This window comes from Brachybacterium halotolerans (assembly GCF_016623465.1).
GTDB classification, from domain to species: Bacteria; Actinomycetota; Actinomycetes; order Actinomycetales; family Dermabacteraceae; genus Brachybacterium; species Brachybacterium halotolerans.
In genome coordinates, this window is sequence record NZ_JAEDAJ010000001.1 from 560016 (window position 1) to 580633 (window position 20618).

At 72.3% G+C, this 20618-nt stretch carries 19 protein-coding genes; 7 read left to right on the forward strand and 12 right to left on the reverse strand.

The window, feature by feature from the left end; all coding sequences use genetic code 11:
* Positions 1-12: 12 nt before the first annotated feature.
* Positions 13-939, reverse strand: a complete 927-nt coding sequence (locus tag I8D64_RS02560) for a trypsin-like serine peptidase (protein WP_246482639.1) — start codon at positions 937-939, stop codon at positions 13-15.
* Between the two features lie 254 nt (positions 940-1193).
* On the reverse strand, positions 1194-1430 hold the full coding sequence (locus tag I8D64_RS02565) for a hypothetical protein (protein WP_200500910.1): 237 nt from the start codon (positions 1428-1430) through the stop codon (positions 1194-1196).
* Positions 1431-1646: 216 nt separating this feature from the next.
* Between I8D64_RS02565 and I8D64_RS02570 the strand changes: the two genes are divergently transcribed.
* A complete protein-coding gene (locus I8D64_RS02570) occupies positions 1647-4202 on the forward strand; it encodes a DEAD/DEAH box helicase (RefSeq protein WP_200500911.1) in 2556 nt (851 codons plus the stop codon).
* Between the two features lie 22 nt (positions 4203-4224).
* Here I8D64_RS02570 and mobA read toward each other — a convergent pair whose 3' ends face one another.
* Positions 4225-4959 (reverse strand): molybdenum cofactor guanylyltransferase, encoded by a 735-nt coding sequence (gene mobA / locus I8D64_RS02575; RefSeq protein ID WP_200500912.1) that lies wholly within the window; start codon positions 4957-4959, stop codon positions 4225-4227.
* Entirely contained in the window at positions 4956-6245 is a 1290-nt protein-coding gene (locus I8D64_RS02580; protein WP_200500913.1) for a ThiF family adenylyltransferase, read from the reverse strand. The genes mobA and I8D64_RS02580 overlap by 4 nt, the downstream gene beginning before the upstream one ends.
* 130 nt (positions 6246-6375) lie before the next feature.
* Between I8D64_RS02580 and I8D64_RS02585 the strand changes: the two genes are divergently transcribed.
* A complete protein-coding gene (locus tag I8D64_RS02585) occupies positions 6376-6624 on the forward strand; it encodes a MoaD/ThiS family protein (RefSeq protein WP_200500914.1) in 249 nt (82 codons plus the stop codon).
* 47 nt (positions 6625-6671) lie between these two features.
* Here I8D64_RS02585 and I8D64_RS02590 read toward each other — a convergent pair whose 3' ends face one another.
* Genes I8D64_RS02590 through I8D64_RS02605 form a run of 4 tightly spaced genes read right to left on the reverse strand, consistent with a single transcriptional unit; the run spans position 6672 to position 9797 of the window.
* Positions 6672-7253 carry a glycine cleavage system transcriptional repressor gene (locus I8D64_RS02590; protein WP_200500915.1) on the reverse strand — a complete coding sequence of 194 codons (582 nt, stop codon included), beginning with the start codon at positions 7251-7253 and terminating at the stop codon, positions 6672-6674.
* A gap of 10 nt (positions 7254-7263) precedes the next feature.
* Positions 7264-8496 carry a sigma-70 family RNA polymerase sigma factor gene (locus I8D64_RS02595; RefSeq protein ID WP_200501257.1) on the reverse strand — a complete coding sequence of 411 codons (1233 nt, stop codon included), beginning with the start codon at positions 8494-8496 and terminating at the stop codon, positions 7264-7266.
* Between the two features lie 40 nt (positions 8497-8536).
* On the reverse strand, positions 8537-8944 hold the full coding sequence (locus I8D64_RS02600) for a YciI family protein (protein WP_200500916.1): 408 nt from the start codon (positions 8942-8944) through the stop codon (positions 8537-8539).
* Between the two features lie 40 nt (positions 8945-8984).
* Positions 8985-9797 (reverse strand): class I SAM-dependent methyltransferase, encoded by an 813-nt coding sequence (locus I8D64_RS02605; RefSeq protein WP_200500917.1) that lies wholly within the window; start codon positions 9795-9797, stop codon positions 8985-8987.
* A gap of 112 nt (positions 9798-9909) precedes the next feature.
* Here I8D64_RS02605 and I8D64_RS02610 point away from each other — a divergent pair, with 112 nt between their 5' ends.
* The 5 genes from I8D64_RS02610 (at position 9910) to I8D64_RS02630 (ending at position 15426) form a co-directional block, all read left to right on the forward strand.
* On the forward strand, positions 9910-10857 hold the full coding sequence (locus tag I8D64_RS02610; RefSeq protein ID WP_200500918.1) for a GNAT family N-acetyltransferase: 948 nt from the start codon (positions 9910-9912) through the stop codon (positions 10855-10857).
* Between the two features lie 93 nt (positions 10858-10950).
* Positions 10951-12051, forward strand: coding sequence for a type II CAAX endopeptidase family protein (locus I8D64_RS02615; RefSeq protein WP_200500919.1), 1101 nt, complete (start codon positions 10951-10953; stop codon positions 12049-12051).
* Positions 12048-12695, forward strand: a complete 648-nt coding sequence (locus I8D64_RS02620; protein ID WP_200500920.1) for a hypothetical protein — start codon at positions 12048-12050, stop codon at positions 12693-12695. The genes I8D64_RS02615 and I8D64_RS02620 overlap by 4 nt, the downstream gene beginning before the upstream one ends.
* 95 nt (positions 12696-12790) lie before the next feature.
* The gene (locus tag I8D64_RS02625; protein ID WP_200500921.1) at positions 12791-13708 is read left to right on the forward strand and encodes a patatin-like phospholipase family protein; all 918 of its coding nucleotides are present in this window, start codon (positions 12791-12793) and stop codon (positions 13706-13708) included.
* Positions 13709-13812: 104 nt separating this feature from the next.
* Positions 13813-15426, forward strand: a complete 1614-nt coding sequence (locus tag I8D64_RS02630; protein WP_200500922.1) for a cation:proton antiporter family protein — start codon at positions 13813-13815, stop codon at positions 15424-15426.
* Between the two features lie 27 nt (positions 15427-15453).
* Here the strand turns inward: I8D64_RS02630 and I8D64_RS02635 are convergent, their stop codons facing one another.
* The 4 genes from I8D64_RS02635 to serA form a co-directional block, all read right to left on the reverse strand.
* Positions 15454-16350: an NAD-dependent epimerase/dehydratase family protein gene (locus I8D64_RS02635; protein ID WP_200500923.1), complete on the reverse strand. Its 897-nt coding sequence runs from the start codon at positions 16348-16350 to the stop codon at positions 15454-15456.
* 40 nt (positions 16351-16390) lie between these two features.
* Positions 16391-17482: a branched-chain amino acid aminotransferase gene (locus I8D64_RS02640; protein ID WP_200500924.1), complete on the reverse strand. Its 1092-nt coding sequence runs from the start codon at positions 17480-17482 to the stop codon at positions 16391-16393.
* 202 nt (positions 17483-17684) lie between these two features.
* Complete coding sequence (locus tag I8D64_RS02645) at positions 17685-18755, reverse strand: 3-isopropylmalate dehydrogenase (RefSeq protein WP_200500925.1); 1071 nt, start codon at positions 18753-18755, stop codon at positions 17685-17687.
* Between the two features lie 76 nt (positions 18756-18831).
* Complete coding sequence (serA, locus tag I8D64_RS02650) at positions 18832-20439, reverse strand: phosphoglycerate dehydrogenase (RefSeq protein WP_200500926.1); 1608 nt, start codon at positions 20437-20439, stop codon at positions 18832-18834.
* Positions 20440-20618 lie beyond the last annotated feature (179 nt).

A 20618-nucleotide genomic window follows, 5' to 3' on the forward strand; every position in this document is an offset into this window, starting at 1 on the left:
CGAAGGCCTGGATCAGGAGTTCGCGGCCTGCTCGTAGGTGGACTGGATGACGTCGCCGAAGTACGGCCCGTACATCACGTTCGCCTGGCTGGTGTAGCCGAAGCTGTTCACCGAGTTCTGCGCGCCCGAGGCATCGCCGCCCAGGAACCAGGGACCGCCGGACGACCCGCCGGTCATGTCGCAGTCGATGCCCTGGTCGTCGGTGTCGCCGAGGGTGTCGTCGAACGCGGTGCCCTGGCAGTTCTCGAGGCTCTCGCCGTCGAACGGCGCGGCGGCCGGGTAGCCGTACGAGGTGTACTGCTGGCCGCGCTCCGCGTTGAAGGCCACGGCCGAGCCGCCCACGGTGTCGGTGAGGCTCGCCGATCCGCTCTCGGGCGAGACGACCGCGAAGGCCGCGTCGTAGTTCATGTCCTCGCTGCTGATCCACTGCTGCGTGGAGTAGAGGTCGGAGGCCGTCCACTTGCCGTAGGGGGCGTCACCGTGGTCGTAGCCGGGCACAAAGGTCCAGTTCGTGGCCCAGGCGCCGTCCTCGTTGGTGCAGTGGCCGGCGGTCGCGACGGTGGACTTGTTGCCCGAGGAGACGGCATTGCCGGAGCACACGTAGTCCGTGCCGCCCTGCGTGAAGAACACCTTGCCGATGTGGTCGGTGCCGCCTGCGGCGGCGGTCTCGGCCCCGTCCGTCGCAGCCTGCTTCTGCACGGACTTCTGGACGGCCGGGTCGGCCTTCTGGGAGGGCACGGTGCTGGGGTCCGAGGAGTCGACGTCCCCGCTCGGGACGTCCTTGTCGGCGACGAGCGAGTCGGCCGACTTCGCGTTCTCCATGCGCTCGGGGGTCCAGTAGTCCGCGGCCGCCTTCTGCTCGGTGACCGACGGGGCGTGGCTCTCGCCGCCCCAGTCGTTGTCGCCCGGGTCGGCGCCGGCGAACGATGCACTGCCCATGACGAGCCCTGCAGCGAAAAGACCGCCGCCGGCGAGGTGAAGGCAACGGCGCAGACGCGAGGAGCCGGGCCGCGAGGAGGATTCGGAAACGGTGCGAGGAGTGATCACCGGAGGTCCTTTCGGGTGGGATCGGGATGGGCCCGGAAGGGCCGCGGGCGCCACCGTAGACCATGTGATGCGTCACACAAAAGTCACGCCAACCGGTCCGATCCGGACAAGGCGGGACGCATCGCCGGGAACCGAAACCCGTTTCCTCAAAGCGATTCTCCGCGACCGGTATCAGCATTTCCCCTGGACGACTCGGGCGATTCCTCGGAGGCGTCGCAGTCGCTCTCGGATTCCTCGGAATCCGTTCTCCGAGAGCCCGGATCGATGCGGATCTCGGCGGGGATCGCGGCGTGTCGTCGCGCCTCGTCCCAGTAGTCGGAGGGGGCGGGCGCGTGCTCCTCGCGCTCGCGGGCGGCGGGGTCGTCGGATCGCTTGGGGGTCATGGTGTGAGTCCTTCCGTGGGGACGGAACGCGGGGTACGGGCGTCGACCCCGAGTCGAGGTCGGGCACCTGTCTCGAACGTACTCGGTCGCTGTGCCCACGGCTGACGGCGGGACATCGGAGGACGCCGCACGGCTCCTCACCGGTAGGGCTGCCGGGGGCACCCGGCGTGATGCCGCGTGCGCCGGGCCCCACTCCTCCCCTGGCAGACTGTCCCCATGCCCTCGCTGACCCCCTTCCTCCCGCCTGCGCCCGCCGATCAGGAGCAGGTCGTCGACGGCTTCATCGCCTCCCAGGAGGCCTCGGGCCGCTCTCTGTACCCGCACCAGGAGGAGGCGCTGCTGGCGATTGCCGCCGGCGACCACGTGATCGCAGCGACGCCCACGGGATCGGGGAAGACGACGATCGCCTACGCGGCGGTCTTCGCCGCGATGGCCCGCGGCGAGAAGGCGTACTACACGGCGCCGATCAAGGCGCTCGTCTCGGAGAAGTTCTTCGATCTCGTCGCGATGTTCGGGGCCGAGAACGTGGGCATGATGACCGGCGATTCCTCGGTGAACCATGACGCCCCGATCATCGTGTGCACCGCGGAGATCCTCGCGAACCATGCGCTGCGCGACGGGCCGACGTCCGACGTGCGCGTGGCCGTCATGGACGAGTTCCACTACTACGGGGACTCCCAGCGCGGCTGGGCCTGGCAGGTGCCGCTCATCGAGCTGCCCGCGTGCCAGTTCGTGCTCATGAGCGCGACCCTGGGCGACGTCTCCTTCTTCGTCGAGGACCTCGAGGCGCGCACGGCCCGGGAGGTCACCGTCGTCGACGACGCCCCCAGGCCCGTGCCGCTGGATTTCCGCTGGTCGCTCGATGCGCTGCCGGACACGATCCAGACCGTCCTCGAGGACCGCGACGCCCCGGTGTACATCGTGAACTTCACGCAGAAGGACGCCCTGGACCAGGCGACCGCGCTGATGGGCACGAAGATCCTGACCACCGAGGAGAAGGAGCGGATCCGCGACCTCATCGGCGACTTCCGCTTCTCCAAGGGCTTCGGGCAGACCCTCTCGAAGCTCGTGCGCCAGGGCATCGGCGTCCACCACGCCGGCATGCTCCCGAAGTACCGGCGCCTCGTGGAGCGGCTCGCCCAGTCGGGCCTGCTGAAGATCATCTGCGGCACCGACACCCTGGGGGTCGGCATCAACGTGCCGATCCGCACCGTGCTGCTCACGGGCCTCGCGAAGTTCGACGGCAAGCGCATGCGACTGCTCAATGCGCGCGAGTTCCACCAGATCGCCGGGCGCGCGGGCCGCGCGGGCTACGACACCGTCGGCCATGTCGTGGTGCAGGCGCCCGAGTGGGCCGTGGAGTTCGCGAAGGAGCAGGCGCGCGTGAAGGCGCGGGAGGAGGCCGGCAAGGCGCCCAACAGCGCGAAGAAGCGCAAGAAGGAGCCCAAGCCGCGCATCCCCGACGGCGCGATCAACTGGACCGAGCAGAACATGACCAAGCTGATCGAGTCCCCGCCCGAGACGCTGCGCCCGCACCTGCAGATCACCCCGTCGATGGAGCTCGCGCTCATCGCCCGTCCCGGCAGCGCGGTCGCCTCGGCCCGGCACCTGATCATGGAGTCCCATCAGACGAGCAACCAGAAGCTGCGACTGGTCAAGCAGGCGGCCGACATCTTCCGCGGCCTGCGGGAGGCGGAGATCATCGAGACCCTCGAGAAGGACGACCACCTGGGCCGGCGCATCGCGCTCGTCGAGGACCTGCAGCTGGACTTCACGATGACCCAGCCGCTCGCGCCCTTCGCGATCGCCGTCATCGACTCGCTCGACGAGGACTCCGAGTCCCTCACGATGGACACCGTGTCGATCATCGAGGCGATCCTGGAGGACCCGATGCAGATCCTGCTGGCCCAGCAGAACGCGGCCCGGGGGGAGCTGCTCGCCGAGCTCAAGGCCGACGGCGTCGAGTACACCGAGCGCATGGCCCTGCTGGACGAGGTCGCCTGGCCCAAGCCGCTCGAGGAGGACCTCGAGGCCGCGCTCGAGATCTACCGGAAGAACCGGCCGTGGGTGCGCGAGGGAGACCTCTCGCCGAAGTCGATCGTGCGCGAGATGTACGAGACGGGCCAGACCTTCAGCGAGTTCGTGCAGCGCTACGGCCTGCAGCGCTCCGAGGGCATCGTGCTGCGCTACCTCTCCGACGCCTTCCGGGCCCTCAGCCGCACGATCCCCCAGGACCTCCGCACCGACGAGCTCGAGGACGTCATCGAGTGGCTGGGCGTGCTCGTGCGCGGCATCGACTCCTCCCTGCTCGACGAGTGGGAGGCGCTCACCCATCCCGAGGACGAGGCCGATGCCGCGAGCGAGGTGCGGCCGACGTCCCCGCGGGGGCTCTCCGCCCAGACCAAGGTGCTGCGCCAGATGGTCCGCGCCGCCCTCTGGCAGCGCGTGGAGCACTTCGCCTTCGAGCGCGAGGAGCGCCTGGGCGAGCTCGACGGCGCCTCCGGCTGGGATCGCAAGGCATGGGCGAACGCCCTGGACGAGTACTACGACACCTACGACCACGTGGGCATCGACGCTCCCGCCCGCTCCCCGCAGCTCCTGCAGATCCGCGAGGAGTCCAAGCGCTGGACCATCCGTCAGGTGATCGACGACCCCGACGGCAACCACGACTGGGGCATCGAGGCCGAGCTCGATCTCGAGGCGACCGACGAGGCCGGCGAGCCCGTCCTCGCGATCACCCACGTCGGCGAGTTCGGGGCCGAGCCGGTCTGAGGGCGCCCCGCTCCCCTGCGTCCTAGAGCGCCCGGCGCTCCCACGCGGCGTGCTGCTCCCAGGTGTCCACGTCCTCCATCGCGACCTCCGGGACCACGACGGGCTCGAGCGCGAGCGGGGCGAGCAGCGAGCGCACCGAGCGGTCGCGGGCGCCTCCCTCGCGGATCGACGCCTCGAGCGCGGCGCGATCGGCGAGGACCGCGAGCAGCTCGCGGCGGCCGTCGGCGTGCGCGGCGATCACCCCGTCGCAGGCGGAGTGCGCGTCAGTCCGCACGTCCGCCCCGGCCTCACCAGCCGCTTCTTCCGATCCGGTCGGCCCGTCCGGTCCGCCGTGGTTCCGATGCCCGACCTGCTCGGCCCGCGCAGCCCGCAGCGGGCCGATGAAGCCCGCGGCACCGGGCAGATCGCACGCGACGACGAGCACGTCGTTCGGTCCGTCGGCGGCGCCGTCCTCGGGCTCGCCAGCCTCGGGATCGCGACCGGACTGCTCCTCCTCGTGGGCACGCAGCAGCGCAAGACCCGCGGCGATGCCTGCGACGGGGCCTCCGGCGGGCGGGGCCTCCAGGGTGCGCAGCACGCCGCTCGGCACCTCCACGCTGTCCGGGGCGACGACCACCCGTGGCGCGCAGCCGGAGCCCGCGTCGAGCACCAGGTCCAGGAGCCGTCGGCCGCCGAGCACGAGATCGGGCTTGGAGACGCCGCCCAGACGCCGGCCCTCGCCGCCGCCGAGCACGATCATCGCCGCCGCAGTGCTCATGTCCTGTCGCCTTCGAGGACCGAGGAGGTGCTCGTGACCGAGGAGGTGCCTTCGAGCACCTCGGGGGCGAGGCGCGCGAGCTCCTGGATGCCGCCGCGCAGGTAACGGACGTCGTCGGCCCCGTGCGCGGAGAGCAGGCGCGCCGCGCGCACCGAGCGCGGGTCGCGCTCGCAGTGCACGATGAGCGACCGCGGCGCGCCCGGGGACCGGGCGAGTCCCGCCAGGAGGTCGCCCCCGGCCCCGTCCTCGGCGCGCGCCTCGAGCTCGACGAGCGGCAGCAGTCGGGCGCCGGGGATCCTCAGGCGCGCCGCCTCCTCGGGATCGCGCACGTCGAGGATCAGCGGCGCCGCGGCGGCACGGTCGCCGTCCTCGGACGCGTCGCCTTCCGCGCCCTGGGCATCCCGCATATCGCGCAGCAGCGCGGCGAGCTCGTCGGCCCCGATCGAGGGCGGCGCGTCGGGGCCGGCGCAGAACAGCTCGTAGTCGACGAGTCCAGTCACCGGCTCGGCCTGCGGATCACGGGCGAAGGGGATCTCGCGGGTGCGGGCGCTGAGCGCGTCGTAGACGAGCACGCGGCCGATCAGGGGCCGGCCCACCCCGCAGATCAGCTTGAGCGCCTCGGTCGCCATCAGCGTCCCGATGGTGCCGCACAGACCGGGCAGCACGCCGCCCGTGCTGCAGCTGACCACGTCCTCAGGAGCAGGGGGCGCGGGGAACAGGTCGCGGTATCCGGGGCCCTGCGCGTGCCAGGCGACGGAGACCTGCCCGTGGTGCTGGAGGATCGCTCCCCACACGAGCGGGATGCCGCTCAGCCGCGCGGCATCATCGACGAGATAGCGCGTGGGATAGTTGTCGCTCCCGTCGAGCACGAGGTCGTAGCCGGAGAGCACTTCGAGCGCGTTCCGGGCGGTGAGGCGCACACGATGCTCGTTGACTCTCACCGCCGGATCCAGGGCGTGCGCGGCGTCGGCGAGCGACGCGGTCTTGGGTCGGCCGACGTCCGCCGTGCGATGGGCGACCTGCCGATGCAGGTTCACGAGGTCCACGACGTCGTCGTCGACGATGCCGATCGTGCCGACGCCTGCGCCCACGAGGTAGGGGACGCTCGCGCTGCCGAGCCCTCCCGCGCCGATCACGAGCACGCGGGCCGCGGCGAGGCGACGCTGCGCGGTCTCGTCGAACCCGGGCAGGGAGAGCTGGCGTCGGGCGCGCTCGGCCTGCTCGGGGGTGAGCGGTGGCCCCGGCGCGACCAGCGGCTCCACAGCAGGATGAGCGAGTGGGTCCATAGCTGCCCATCGTAGGCGCGAGGGGCAAGAGGAGGTCGGGCGGCTGCGGGCGGTGCGTCCGGTCGGGCCCGCTGTCGAGGGCCGCCGTCTGCTCTCCCTCGGGTCTCCCTCGGGCTCCTAGACTGGGCGCATGTCCACGCTCACCGTTCGCTTCTTCGCCGCGGCGGCCGATGCCGCCGGCACCGAGCAGGAGACCTGGGATCCGGGCGATGCCCCCACGCTGGGTGCTCTGCGCACCCGGCTGGTCGAGCGCTTCGGAGAGCCCATGCGGCGCGTGCTCGCCAACGGGTCGTTCCTCGTGGACGGCGTGGTGCGACGGGACGACGGCCCCGTGGACGGCGATCGCGTGGACGTGCTGCCGCCCTTCGCGGGCGGCTGACGCGACCGGGCGTCTGACGCGAGTGGGCGGCTGGCGCGACGCCGAGGTCAGGCGCCCGTCGGCGCGGCGGCGTCCTCGAGATCCAGGTCGACCATGAGGTCGTTCGCGATCGGCTCGAGCACGCGGCGCACCATCTCGATGTCGCCCGCCTCCCCGTCGGCGCCGGGCAGGCGCACGAGCGCCTCGGCCTCGAACAGCACCCCGCCACCCTCCGGGGCGTCCAGCGTCCAGGAGCGGAACGATTCGATGCTCACGCCCTGCTCGGCCAGCGCGCGGCTGACCTGATGGACCATCCCGGGTCGGTCCTGGCCGAGGAGGTGGACGCGCAGCGGCTGCTCGTGCGGCATGGCGGAACCGGGCGCACGATCACGTGCACCGACCGCGCCCTCCGGCGCGCGGGTCACCTCGATGCTCCAACCGACCTCGGAGAGCAGGTCCGCCACGGCGGCCTCGAGCGCCGTGGCGCGCTCCTCCTGGATCTCCACGAGGACGATGCCCGCGAAGGTTCCGGCGAGACGGGCGAACTGGCTGTCGAGCCAGTTCCCTCCCTGTGTCTCGACCACGCGGGCCAGGGCGGAGACGAGTCCTTCGCGATCCTCACCGATCGCGGTCAGCACGAGTTGCGTCATGCGGCCGAGCCTAGACGACGCCGTCAGGGCGCGTCGCGGTGCATCGGTCGGACGTCGCCCGAGCATCACCGCCGCCGAGGCGGGCGGCCTGGCGCAGCAGGTGCTCGCGCTCAGGCAGGCTGCCTGCAATCCCCGCGGCACGAGCGTAGAGCTCTGCGGCGAGCTCGCGCCGCCCCGCCTTCTCGTGCATGTATGCGTCGGCGGCCGTGCGGCGGGGCACGTCCTCGGCGACCTCGGCGAGTGCGGCCAGGCCGGCGAGCGCGCCATCGGCCTCCCCCACGGCGATCGCGCGGTTCAGCGCCACCACGGGGCTCTCGGTGAGTGCCAGCAGGTCGTCGTACCAGCCGGCGATCTGCACCCAGTCGGTCTCCTCGACGGTGCGGGCGTCCGCATGCAGCGCGGCGATGGCCGCCTGGGCCTGGAACGGCCCCAGCGAGCCGAGCGAGAGGGCGCACTGGAGGATTTCCACGCCCTCGGCGATGCCGTGGGCGTCCCACAGCGAGCGGTCCTGGTCCGCGAGCGGGACGAGGGCCCCGTCCGCGGCGAACCGGGCGGGACGCCGCGCATGGTGCAGGAGCATGAGCGCAGGCAGTCCGGCCGCCTCGGGATGGTCCACGGCGCGGTGCAGCTGGCGGGCCAGACGGATCGCCTCCGACGCGAGGTCGACCTCGCCCCGGTATCCCTCGTTGAAGATCAGGTACAGCACCTGCGCCACGGTGGCGACGTCGCCGGGCTCATCGAGGCGACGTCCGGCGATCGTGCGCTTGGCGCGGCTGATGCGCTGGGCCATCGTGGCTTCGGGAACCATGTGGGCGGCAGCGATCTGTCTCGTGGTCAGTCCGGCGACCGCGCGGAGGGTGAGTGCGGCGGCGGCGGACGGACTGAGCGCTCGGTGGGCGCACAGGAAGAAGAGCTCGAGGGTGTCGTCGAGGCCCTGGGCACCGGGCGTCGTCACGCCGGGATACGTGTGCGCTCGGTCCTCCGCCTGCCTCGTGCTGAGCGCGTGGTCCGCCTCCTCCCTCCTGCGGCGGGAGGAGGCGGAGCGCACGGCGTCCACATGGCGTCGCCACGCGACGGTGACGAGCCATGCGGCAGGGTCGCGCGGCGGTTCCCGTGGCCAGCGCTCGAGCGCCTGGACGAGTGCCTCCTGGACGGCGTCCTCGGCGTCGGCGAAGTCGGCCCCGCGACGACGCATCGCTGCGATCGTCGCGGGGACCAGCTCTCGGACTCGCCGGTCGTCGATCGGCGGGCGCGTCCCTCCCTCGGGACCCACGGCGGATGCTTCAGTCCTCGCCGGGCGAGTCCTCGCCGAGGAAGGGACGCACCTCGAGCCATTCGTGGATCGGCAGCCCGTCCTTGCCGGGCTCGGCCGAGAGCTCGGCCGCGAGCTCGATGGCGCGCTCGCGGCTCTCGACGTCGATGACCATGCCCCCGGCGATGAGGTCCTTGGACTCGGGGAAGGGGCCGTCGGTGACGGGCGGCTTCCCCTCGCCGCCGTAGCGGACCCACAGTCCCTCCTCGGCGAGCGCCCCGGTGGCGACGAACTCGCCGCTCTCGCGCAGCCGGTCCATGAAGTCCTCCATGTAGCGCACGTGCGCCGTGACCTCGTCGGGCGTCCACGTGTCCATCGGATGGTCGTTCACGCCCTTGGGGGCGCCGCGGTAGTGCTTGAGGAGCAGGTATCGGGCCATGAGGTTCCTCCTTGTGCGGGGCGGCGGGCTGCCGCCGTCGTCATGCGGGGGTCGGAGCCGCCGAGCGGTTCTCGACATCATCCTCCGAGGAGGATCGCGGGGGCTTCCGGGCCTCGATGAGGTGACGACTCGAGTGGGCGATGAAGGGGCCGTCGGACCGGATCTGCTCGTGCAGATCGCTCAGGCGGTCGCGGTGGGCGTCGACGGTGAAGCCCGGGACCCACCAGATCACCTTGCGCAGAAGATAGACGACGGCGGCGACGTCGAAGATCTCGATGCGCAGCCGCGCGGTGCGCAGGTCGACGACCTCGAGACCGGCGGCTCGGGCCTGCTCGGCCTCGACCTGGGGATCGCGCCCGCGGCGCTGCTCCGGCAGGGGGCCGAGGAAGAACTCGATGAGCTCGAAGGCGCTCGCGGGGCCGACGTGCTGGGCGAAGTAGCTCCCTCCGGGTCGCAGCACGCGGGCGATCTCGTCCCAGTGGATCGAGGCCGGGTGGCGGCTGGTGACCAGGTCGAAGGCTCCGTCGGCGAAGGGCAGCGGCGGTTCATCGGGGTCGGCGACCACGGCGACCCCGCGGGGATGCAGCAGCGCGGTGGCCCGCGCGATGTTGGGCGGCCAGGACTCCGTGGCGACCGCGAGCGGGGGAAACCTCGATGCGCCGGCGAGCACCTCTCCCCCGCCGGTCTGGATGTCGAGCGAGGCCGTCGCCCTCTCGAGGCGCTCCCCGAGCCGTCGCGCGTAACCCCATGGAGGGCGCTCCTCGGTCGCGCGGCCGTCGAGCCAGGAGAAGTCCCAGCCGGAGACGTCGGCCTCCGCGCCGATCCGCAGCAGCTCGTCGAACGAAGTGGTCATGGCGCAACGCTAGGGCCGACGGGGCGGCGGCGCCATGGGTTTCCTTCCGGTCGGTATTATAGATTGCTAGCATCCGATCAGAGACCCCGCAGACGAGACAGAGAGCGAGCCCATGACCGATGACATCCGCGCCCTGACCCTGATCGTCACCGACCCCTCGGCCGCAGCCGCCGCACTGCACTCGATTCTCGACTGGGAGATCGAGGCCGACTTCGGCACGTTCGCGTCCCTCACGCCCGCCACGGGGATACCGCTGTGGCTCAACGCTCCCGCGGACGGCGAAGCGACATCCTCGGGCATCGTCCTGCACCTCACGGCCGACGACGTCGACCGGGCCTTCACCGCCGCCGTCGACCGCGGGGCGCGAGCGGTGCGAGCCCCACAGGACATGGACTTCGGCGAGCGCTCCGCCTCGGTCGCCCTCACGGCGCTCCCCGGAGTCACCCTCGACTTCTCGCACCCGATCACCCCGTCGCCCGGTTCCCTCGACGCGACCCCTCCCCAGAGGGAGGCCGGACACGATGCAGGGTCCGCGCGCGTCCACGACGGAGTCGCCACCGATCGGATCGAGATCCGCCCCGCGTCTCCAGGCGATGTCGAGGCGATCCGCGATTTCGGGGCCGACGTGATCCCCGCCCATTACGGACCGATCATCGGCGAGGACGCCGCGCAGGGCCAGGTCGACCGCTGGTGGACGCGCGATGCCATCGAGCGATCGGTCTTCCAGGGGCATCACGTGGTCGCGATCGCCGCCGGCCGGATCGTGGGCGTCGCCGAGCGCGGCCGTCACGGCAGGGACCATGTGCTCTACAAGCTCTATCTCGCACCCGAGGCCCGCGGCCATGGGCTCGGACCCCGCCTCGTCGACAGCATCATCGAGCAACTGCCGGTGGGCACCGAGCGCCTCCTCACGGAGCACTTCGCCGGCAACACCCGCGCCGCCGCCTTCTATGCGCGAGAGGGATTCGTCGAAGACCACATCGAGCCGCACCCGTCGGGCGACGTTGCGCAGGACACCGTGTGGCGGGTGCGGGATCTGGGGCAGGCCGGCGAGAGCTGACCCTCCGTCTTTGGTCTCGACCCGCGCCGACCATCGGCCAGAGGTGTCCACCAAACGTTGACACCCCGTCGAAGGCGGCGGAGCCTCGAGGACATGAGCACCGCAGCCCAGAACCCCGCACCCGAGCATCCCGTCCCTCCGAGCTCCGCAGCGCCGCAGCGTCCGGCGCCGCGGATCGTCCCGCCGGTCGTCCTCGACCGCGTGCCGTGGAAGCGCGTGGGCCTGTTCGTCCTGCTCACCTATGTCATCTTCGCCCTGTTCGCCGCGCCCTTCTGGTTCCTGCCCGGCGGCATCGCGAACCCGTTCTTCACCCTGGTGATCGCGGTGGGCATGTGGGCGCCCGCGCTCGCCTCGATCATCATGGCGAAAGGCGTGGAGAGGACGAACTGGCGCACCCGAGTGGGTCTGCGCTTCCGCGGACGCTGGCGCGGGATCCTCGCGTGGTCGGTGATCGGCGTCGTCGCCATCGCGGCCGTGATCCTGCTGTCCTCGGTGGTCATGGTGCTGCGGGGAGTGCCGGGCGATCTCACCGGCGGCACCTGGCTGACCGTCGGCACCCAGCAGATCTCCGACCTCACGGGCACCGACATCCCTCCCATCGCCTTCGTCCTGATCATGGCGATCAACCTGGTCTTCGGCCTGGTCGTCACGGCCGTCGCCGCGCTCGGCGAGGAGATCGGCTGGAGGGGCTGGCTGTGGCCGGCCCTGCGCCCGCTGGGCCGGGTGCGCGGTGCGCTCGTGATGGGTGTGATCTGGGCGCTCTGGCACACGCCGGTGATGGCGATCGGGTACAACTACCCAGGCGTCGCCCGCTTCATCGCGATCCCGTTCTTCATCCTCCCGTGCATCGCGATGTCGCTGCTGTTCTGCGGCCTGGCCGACCGCGCGGGCGGCAGCCCCATCCCCTCGGCCTGGGCGCACTCGGCGGTGAACTCGCTCGGCTCCACGCTCATCGGCATCGTCAGCACGACGGCGACCGGCGCCGCCCTGAATCCGCTGATCGACACGCAGGCCGGAGTCGTCGGGGTCGTGCTGCTGCTGATCGCCGCCGCAGTCCTGGTCCCGTGGAGGGCACGGCGACCGATCGTGCACGGGCTGCCGTCCGCGCCCGTCCCGTCGGGCGCCTCCGATTCCGCACCCCTCGCATCGGAGCCCGCACCGTCGGCGCCAGGATCCGGCAGGATCGAGGGGTGAGCACCGAGACACCGGCCCGACGGGCCGATGCGGAGGCGCAGCTCTTCGAGGAGCTGCGCTTCTCCGCGTCGCTGTGCACGAGCGCCCTGGGGAGCGGGGAGATGGGCGGGGAGGAGTCCCTCGCAGCCGCGGCGCAGCTGGTCTCCTCCGCCGACCGCACCCTGCACCGGTTCGTCGCCGCCGCGCGCGCCGAGGGGACCTCGTGGGCGCACATCGGCAGCGTCCTGGGCATCTCCCGACAGGCCGCGCAGAAGCGCTTCTCCTCCCCGCCCCAGCGGGTGCTCGCCGAGGCGGAGAGCCCCGACCCAGAGCTTGTCGCGCGCGCCGTCGAGGTGATGGAGCACGCGGCGGCGGGCGAGGCCGACCTCCTCGATGCGATCGCGAGTCCTCGCATGCGTCGCGCGCTGGGCGAGGCCGGTGCCGCTCCGGTGCTGGCGGGCGTCGAGCCGGTCTTCGGCGCCTGCCTCGGCCGTGGGAGGCCGGAGGCACGCGTGATCGCACAGGTCACGCTGGTCAGCGCGCGGGAGCATCGGGAGCGCGCCGACGCCATGGTCCGTGTCAGCCTCACCGCCGAGGGCCGACTGCTCGGCCTGTACTACGACGTCGCCGAGCCGGATACCCTCGACGTCGTCCCTGAGCCCTGAGCCGGGGCGCTCGGAGCGCAGGCACGGGACGACGCACGTGCCGTCGGACCGGCCCCGGCCCCGGCAGGGACGGCGACGATCCGAAGGAGCATCAGATGGCACCCGAGTCCTCCCTCCCCCATCACTCGGCGGCGAGCGGCTGGGCCATCGTGCTCGGCGGCGGAGGCGCCACGGGCAACGCCTGGCTGATCGGCGTCCTCGCGGGCCTGCGCGACGGCGGCCTCGACGCGGCCGACGCCAACCTCCTCGTCGGCACCTCCGCAGGAGCGACGGCCGCGGCTCAAGCAGCGTCCGGAGACCTCGCCACGCTCTATGCGGCCGTGCTCGAGGCGCCGCCCGCTGCACCTGCCGACGGCCCGCGCGCCGCGTCCCCGCGCGGGGACGGCGCGCCGGATGCGCCACGGGCTGCTCCGCCCGTGGACCACCTGACCCGCACGCAGCGGATCATCGATGCCGCCGAGGACGCCCCGCACATGCGGCGACTCCTGGGCGCCGCGGCGCTGGACCTCCCGGACGCTCGCTCGAACGCCTGGACCGAGCGCTGGCGGAGCATCGTCGGCGGGCGGCTGCCCACGTCCCGATGGCCGGAGATCCTACTGCGGATCACGGCGCTCGACGCCGAGACCGGCGAGGGCGCCGTCTTCGATCGCGACGCGGGCGTCCCGCTCGTGGATGCGGTCGCGGCGAGCTGCTCGAGCGGACTCCCCTACCGGATCGGGGACCGCTGGTTCCTGGACGGCGGCTACCGGCGCAACGAGAACGCCGACCTCGCCCGCGGCATGGAGCGCGTGCTGGTGCTCTCCCCCTTCGGCGGGCGCACCTGCCATCCCCTCGCCTCGAACATGCAGCTCTCGGCACAGGTCGAGGAGCTGCGCGCGGTCGGAGCCCAGGTCCAGGTGATCGTGCCTGATCCCCGGACGCAGCCCCTCATCGGGGCGGGCGCCATGGATCTCTCCAAGCGTTCGGAGACGGCGCGCGCCGGTCATCGCACGGGGCTGCAGCACGCCGGATGACGGGGATCCGCCGCCGTCCCCACCTCGTCGCGGACGTGCCTGCGCCCTGATATCGGTGTGCGGTTCGTCTCCTGCGGAGCGCTCGCGTAAGGAAAGATGGAGGCATGGGTGAGCTGCTGGTGACCTACCTGGTCGTGGTCTTCGGACTCGGCCTGCTGGCGCGCCTGCTGCGGCTGCCGCCCCTCATCGGATACCTCGGCGCGGGCTTCCTGCTGCATGCGATCGGCGTCGCGGAGCTCTCCGCCCTGCCGATGCTCGCGGACCTGGGCGTCGCCCTCATGCTGTTCGCGATCGGGCTCCACCTGGACCTGCGCGTGCTGCTGCGCATCGAGGTGTGGCTGACGGCGGGCGCGCACATGCTCGCCATGACCGTGATCGGCGCCGTGTTCCTCGCCGTCCTGGGCCTCGTCGGCCTCGCCGGTCCGGAGCCCCTGCACAAGCTGCTCGAGCTCGCGCTGGTGCTCTCCTTCTCCTCCACGATCATGGTGCTGAAGGTCCTCGCCGACCGCGACGACGAGCAGTCCCTGTACGGGCGCATCTGCATCGGCGTGCTGATCATGCAGGACGTGATCGCCGTGGTGCTGATCGCCGTGTCCACCGGCAGCGCGCCGAGCCCGTGGTCGCTGGGTCTGCTGGTGGTCGTGCCGGCGCTGGTGGTCGTCACCAGACGCTGGCACCGCCTGGGCGACGGCGATCTGGGGGCGCTGTTCGGACTCGCCATGGCGCTCGTGCCCGGGTACGCCCTCTTCGAGTACCTGGGGCTCTCCGGTGGGCTGGGATCGCTGCTGATGGGCGTGATCCTCTCCAAGCACACGGGCGCCGACAAGCTCGCCCGCACCATGTTCACCCTCAAGGAGCTGCTGCTGGTCTGCTTCTTCGTGGAGATCGGCTTCGAGGGCGTGCCGACGCTGCGGGACGTGATCGACGGGCTCTCCCTGCTTCTCCTGCTGCCCGTGCAGGCGGCCATGTCCTGGCTGCTGCTGTGGCTGCTGGGGCTGCGCAATCGCACGAGCGTGCTCGCGTCGCTGCTGCTGGCGAACTACTCGGAGTTCGCGCTGATCCTCGCCGCGGTCGGCGTGCAGGCCGGGTGGCTGTCCACGCAGTGGCTCAATGCCCTGGTGGTCGCGGTGACCGGTGGATTCATCCTGTCCTCGCTGAGCAACCCGCTGGCCACCACGTTGGGCACGCGCCTGGCGATGCGCCTGCCCAAGCACGCCCCCGAGCGTCTCCACCGGGACGACCGGCCGATCGATCTGGCCAACGCGGAGGCCGTGGTGCTCGGCATGGGGCGGGTGGGCCGTATGGCCTACCTCCAGCTGCGTGACGTGCACGGCTACCGGGTGCTCGGCGTCGAGCACGACGCGGCGCTCGTGACCACGCTGCGCTCCCACGGCTTCCGTGTGGTCGAGGGAGATGCGACGGACCGCGACTTCTGGCTGCGGGTGCGGGAGGACGCCGGCGTGGTCGTGGTGGTCCTCGCGATGCCCACGCAGACCGCGAATCTCGGGGCGCTCGGCGAACTGCGCCTGGTGGGCGGCGAACGACCGGGTCGCGTGATCGCGGCCATCGCGAAGTACACGGAGGACGTCGACGAGTTCGAGCGCGCAGGCCTCTCGACCGTCGTCCACCTCTACGCGGGCGCCGGGGAGACCCTCGCCGACCGCGCCGCCGAGGCGCGGGCGGAATGGTCCGACGGCATGCCGAGGTCCGACGGGTGAGCGCGGGCCTCTGTCCCCAGCGGCTCGTCAGCCTTCGAAATACTCCGGCCGCCCCAGGTCCTCGAGCACCCCGGGCCCCGTCGGCTCCCAGCCCAGCCGCTCCCGGGTGATCGCGCTGGAGGCCGGCCGGTCCGCGGTCGCATAGGGCGCGTACGCACCGAACGCCCGCAGCGTCGCCACGCCCCGCGTGCTCACGGTCGGGACGTCCAGCCCGGCGCCAATGGCCTCCGCGATGTCGCGGAAGGGCACGCCCTCCTCGGCGACGGCGTCGTAGCGCGAGCCGGGGACGCCGCGCTCGACGGCGCCGACGAAGACCCGCGCGGCATCGACATGGTGCACGGCGGGGACCCGGTTCGCTCCGTCGCCCGCGAAGGACGAGCGCCCGTGCCGGCGGGCGAGCGCGATGAGATGCGGCAGCGTGAAGCGGTCCCCCTCGCCGTGCACGCACGGCAGCCGCACCACGGAGGCGTTCGTCCCGGCCGCGGCGAGGCGCATGAGCGTGCGCTCGACGTTCCTGCCCAGCAGGCCCGCTCGGTCGGATGCGCGGTCGTCCTCGGTGATCGCGGGGCCGACGGGCCGCACGGGTGCGAAGCCGCCCGCCGCGACCAGGGGGCGCCGGCTCCCGGAGAACGCGGCGGCGATCGCCTCGAGCGCCGCGCGCTCGGTGCGTGCGGCGCGGCGCATGCGCAGCGGGCTCGCGTTGTCGAAGGCCGTATGGATGGCGGCGTCGGCCCGCCCCGCGGCCGCGTGCAGGGCGGCCGGGTCCTCGAGGCTCCCCCGCACGGGCTCGGCGCCGGCGGCCGCGAGGGCGTCGGCCGAGCGCTGCGAGCGCGCGAGGCCGAGCACCTGATGCCCGACCTCGCGCAGTTCGTGCACCACGGCGGCGCCGATGAACCCGGTGCCACCGGTGACCAGGACCTTCATGCCGACTGCTTCTGAGTTCCGCACGCTCGGCGCGTCGTCGTCACGCCAGGCGGTGCAGCCACCCGTGGCGGTCCTCGACCGTGCCCGTCTGGATGCCGGTGAGCTCCTCGCGCAGGGACAGGGTGATCTCACCGGAGCCGCCGTCGCCGACGGTCCACGACCCCTTCGGGGAGCGGAACTCGCCGATCGGGTTGATCACCGCCGCGGTGCCGCAGGCGAACATCTCGACGATCTCGCCGCCGGCGATCCTGTCCGTCACCCAGTCCATGCTCATCTTCTGCTCGCCGGGCTCGAGGCCGCGGTCACGAGCGAGCTGCAGGATCGAGTCACGGGTGACGCCCTCGAGGATCGAGCCGGTGAGCTCGGGGGTGAGGATGCGCCCGTCGTTCGTGATCGCCATGACGTTCATGCCGGAGAGCTCGTCGATGGTCGTGTGGGTCTCGGAGTCCAGGAACAGGACCTCGTCGGCCCCGTGCTCGGCGGCCTCCTTCTTGCCCAGCAGCGAGGAGGCGTAGTTGCCGCCGCACTTGGCGTCGCCGGTGCCGCCGGCGCCGGCGCGGGCGTAGGTGTCGGAGACCCAGACCACGAGGGGCTGCACGCCGCGCGGGAAGTAGGCGCCGGCGGGAGAGGTGATCACGTAGTAGTCGACCTGCTGTGCGGCGCGCACGCCCAGGAACGACTCTGAGGCGAACATGAACGGCCGGATGTACAGCGAGTCCTCGCCGCCGGCGGCGGGCACCCACGGCTCGTCGGCCGCGACCTGGGCCGTGAGCGACGCGAGGAAGTCCTCGGTGGGCAGCTCGGGCAGGGCGAGGCGGCGGGCCGAGCGCTGCATGCGCTCGGCGTTCTTCTCGGGACGGAAGGTCCACACGGAGCCGTCGGCGTGACGGAACGCCTTGAGGCCCTCGAAGATCTCCTGGGCGTAGTGGAAGACGGCCGCGGCCGGGCTCAGCGTGAGCGGGCCGAAGGGCACGACCTCGCCGCCGGTCCAGCCGTCCTCGGCCGTCCAGCGCGCGTGGGTCATGAAGTCGGTGAAGTGCTCGCCGAAGCCGGGCTTGGCGAGGACCGTCGCGCGGTCCTCGGCGGACTGGCTGCGGGTGGTCTCGGTGAGCGGGAACTCGAGATGGGACATGGAAGGACTCCTTCGGGGCGACGTGTGCAGGATACGGCGGGGCGGGGGCGATGCGGCGCGGGTGCGGCCGATGCGCCGGCGACAGGGATGCGGCCGGCGGGCGACGGGTCGACGGCCGGCTGGCCGACGACACCGATGCGGCCGACGGGCCCGTGGTGCCGATGCGACCGGCGGGGCGGGCCGACGGGGGCGGGTGCCCTCGTCAGCCCTCGCGTACGGCCGCGTCGCCGGATACGCCTGCGACCAGGGCGTCGCCGATCTGCGTGGTCGTGCGCGCGCCGAGCTCGGCGCGGCGGGAGAGGTCCTCGTCGACGGCTGCGCGCACGCGGGCGGCGGCGTCGGCGAATCCCTGCTGCTCGAGCAGGAGGGCGACGGAGAGCACCGTCGCCGTGGGGTCGGCCTTCTGCTCGCCGGCGATGTCCGGCGCGGAGCCGTGCACGGGCTCGAACATCGAGGGGAAGGCGCCCGTGGGGTTGATGTTGCCGCTCGCGGCGAGCCCGATGCCGCCGCTGATCGCGCCGGCGAGGTCGGTGAGGATGTCGCCGAAGAGGTTGTCGGTGACGATCACGTCGAAGCGCGCGGGGTCGGTGACCAGGAAGATGGTCGCGGCGTCCACGTGCAGGTAGTCGACGGCGACATCGGGGTGCTCGGCGCCGACCTTCTCGACGATCCGGCGCCACAGGTGCCCGGCGTTCACGAGCACGTTGTGCTTGTGGACGAGGGTGAGCTTCTGGCGGCGCGCCTCGGCCTGGTCGAAGGCGAAGCGGACCACGCGCTCGACGCCCACGGCGGTGTTCAGCGAGACCTCGGTGGCGACCTCGAGGTCCGTGCCCTCGCGCATGGTGCCGCCGTTGCCCACGTAGGGGCCCTCGGTGCCCTCGCGCACCACGACGAAGTCGACGTCGCCGGGGTCGGCGAGCGGCGAGGTGACGCCGGGGGCGAGGCGCGTGGGACGCAGGTTCACGAAGTGGTCGAAGCCGAAGCGGAGCTTCAGCAGCATCCCGCGCTCGAGGATCCCGGAGGGGATGTCGGGATCGCCGACGGCTCCCAGCAGGATCGCGTCGTGCTGGGCGAGCTGCTCCATGTCCTCGTCGGTGAGAGTCTCACCGGTGCGGTGCCAGCGGCCCGCGCCGAGGTCGAAGTCGGTGGTCTCGACCTCGACGCCCTCGGGCGTGAGGGCGGCGCGCAGCACCTTGAGCCCCTCGGGGACGACCTCGTGGCCGATCCCGTCGCCCTCGATGACGGCGAGTCGGATGCTCTTCGTGCTGCTCATGGCTCCTGCGTTCTCCTTCGTCGGATCTGCGGTGGTGCCGGCGGGGCGTCGGCGCTCGACGCCCCGCCGGGCGGGTTCAGTAGGTGATGTCGACCGCGAGCGAGGCGCTCGCGCCGACGGCCTCGCCGATGCGGTCGGCGAGGTCCTGGTCGACGCTCTGGTCGAGGTTGAGTACCACGAGGACCTCTCCCCCGCGCTCCTCGCCGCGGCGGGAGACCTGCATGCCGGCGATGTTCACGTCGGCGTCGCCCAGGAGCGCGCCGTAGGCGCCCACGAGCCCCGGGCGGTCCTGATAGGTGATGAGCAGGAGGTGGTCGCTGAGCTGGACGTCGAGGTCGAGGCCGTCGACCTCGGTGAGCTTCTGCGACTGCTCGGTGCCCGAGAGGGTGCCGGAGACCGAGACCACGCGGCCGTCGCGCAGGGTGCCGCGGATCTGCACCACGTTGCGGAAGCGCTCGGAGTCCTCGCTGGTCACGAGGTCCACGCGGATGCCGCGCTCCTCGGCCAGCACCGGCGCGTTGACGTAGCTGACCTGCTCGGTGACGACCTGGCGGAACACGCCGCGCAGGGCGGAGAGCTTGAGGGCGGTGACGTCGCGGGTGGCGATCTCCCCGCGCACCACGACCTCGAGCAGCTCGGGCCCCTCGGCGGCGATCGCGGTGAACAGCTGGCCCAGGCGGTCGGCCAGGGCGATGCCGGGCCGGACGAGGTCGTCGATCGCGCCGCCGGCGACGTTCACGGCGTCCGGCACGAGCTCGCCCGCCAGCGCCAGGCGCACGGAGCGGGCGACGGCGACGCCGGCCTTCTCCTGGGCCTCGGCGGTCGAGGCCCCCAGGTGCGGGGTGAGCGTGATGTTCGGGAGGTCGAGCAGCTTCGCGGCGGTCTCGGACGTCGCCGGGGGCTCGCTCGAGTAGACGTCGAGGCCGGCGCCGGCGATCCTGCCGGTGCTGAGGGCGTCGAAGAGGGCCTCCTCGTCGATGAGGCCGCCGCGGGCGGCGTTGACGACGTGGAGGTTCGGCTTGGCGATCGCGAACTGCTCGGCGCCGATGAGGCCGACGGTCTCCGGGGTGCGCGGCATGTGCACGGTGACGACGTCCGCCGTGCGCATGAGCTCGTCGAGCTCGACGACGCGGGCGCCGAGGTCGGCCGCGCGCGCGTGGTTGATGTACGGGTCGTAGGCGAGCAGGTTCACGCCGAAGGGGCGCAGGCGCTCGGCGACGAGCTGGCCGATGCGCCCGAAGCCGACGATGCCGACGGTCTTCTCGAGGAGCTCGACGCCGGTGAGCTGCTTGCGCTCCCACTTGCCGGCCTTCACGGAGGCGTCGGCACGGCCGAGGTTGCGCAGCGAGGCGAGGATCAGGGTGATCGCGAGCTCGGCGGCGGAGACGATGTTCGAGGTGGGGGCGTTGATCACCATGACGCCGGCGGCGGTCGCGGCGGGCACGTCCACGTTGTCCAGCCCCACGCCCGCACGGGCGACGACCTTGAGATGGTCGGCGGCGGCGAACACCTCGGCGTCGACCTGGGTGGCCGAGCGCACCAGGATCGCGTCGGCGTTCTTGACGGCCGACAGCAGCGAGGGACGGTCGGTGCCGTCCACGGTCTGGATCTCGACGTCGGACCCCAGGACCTCGAGGGTCGCGGGCGACAGCTCCTCTGCGATGAGCACGACGGGACGCGTCACGGAATCTCCTCCGGTGCGGATGGCGGTCGTCGCACGCATCCTCGAGAGCGACAGGTACAGGGACAGCCTAGACCGCTGTCCGCCATGCGGGCGGGAGGTTCATCGGGTGAGACGGGGCCGGCGGGCACGCGAACGGCGGGCCCTCCCCTCAGGGAGAGCCCGCCGTCGTGGATCAGCCG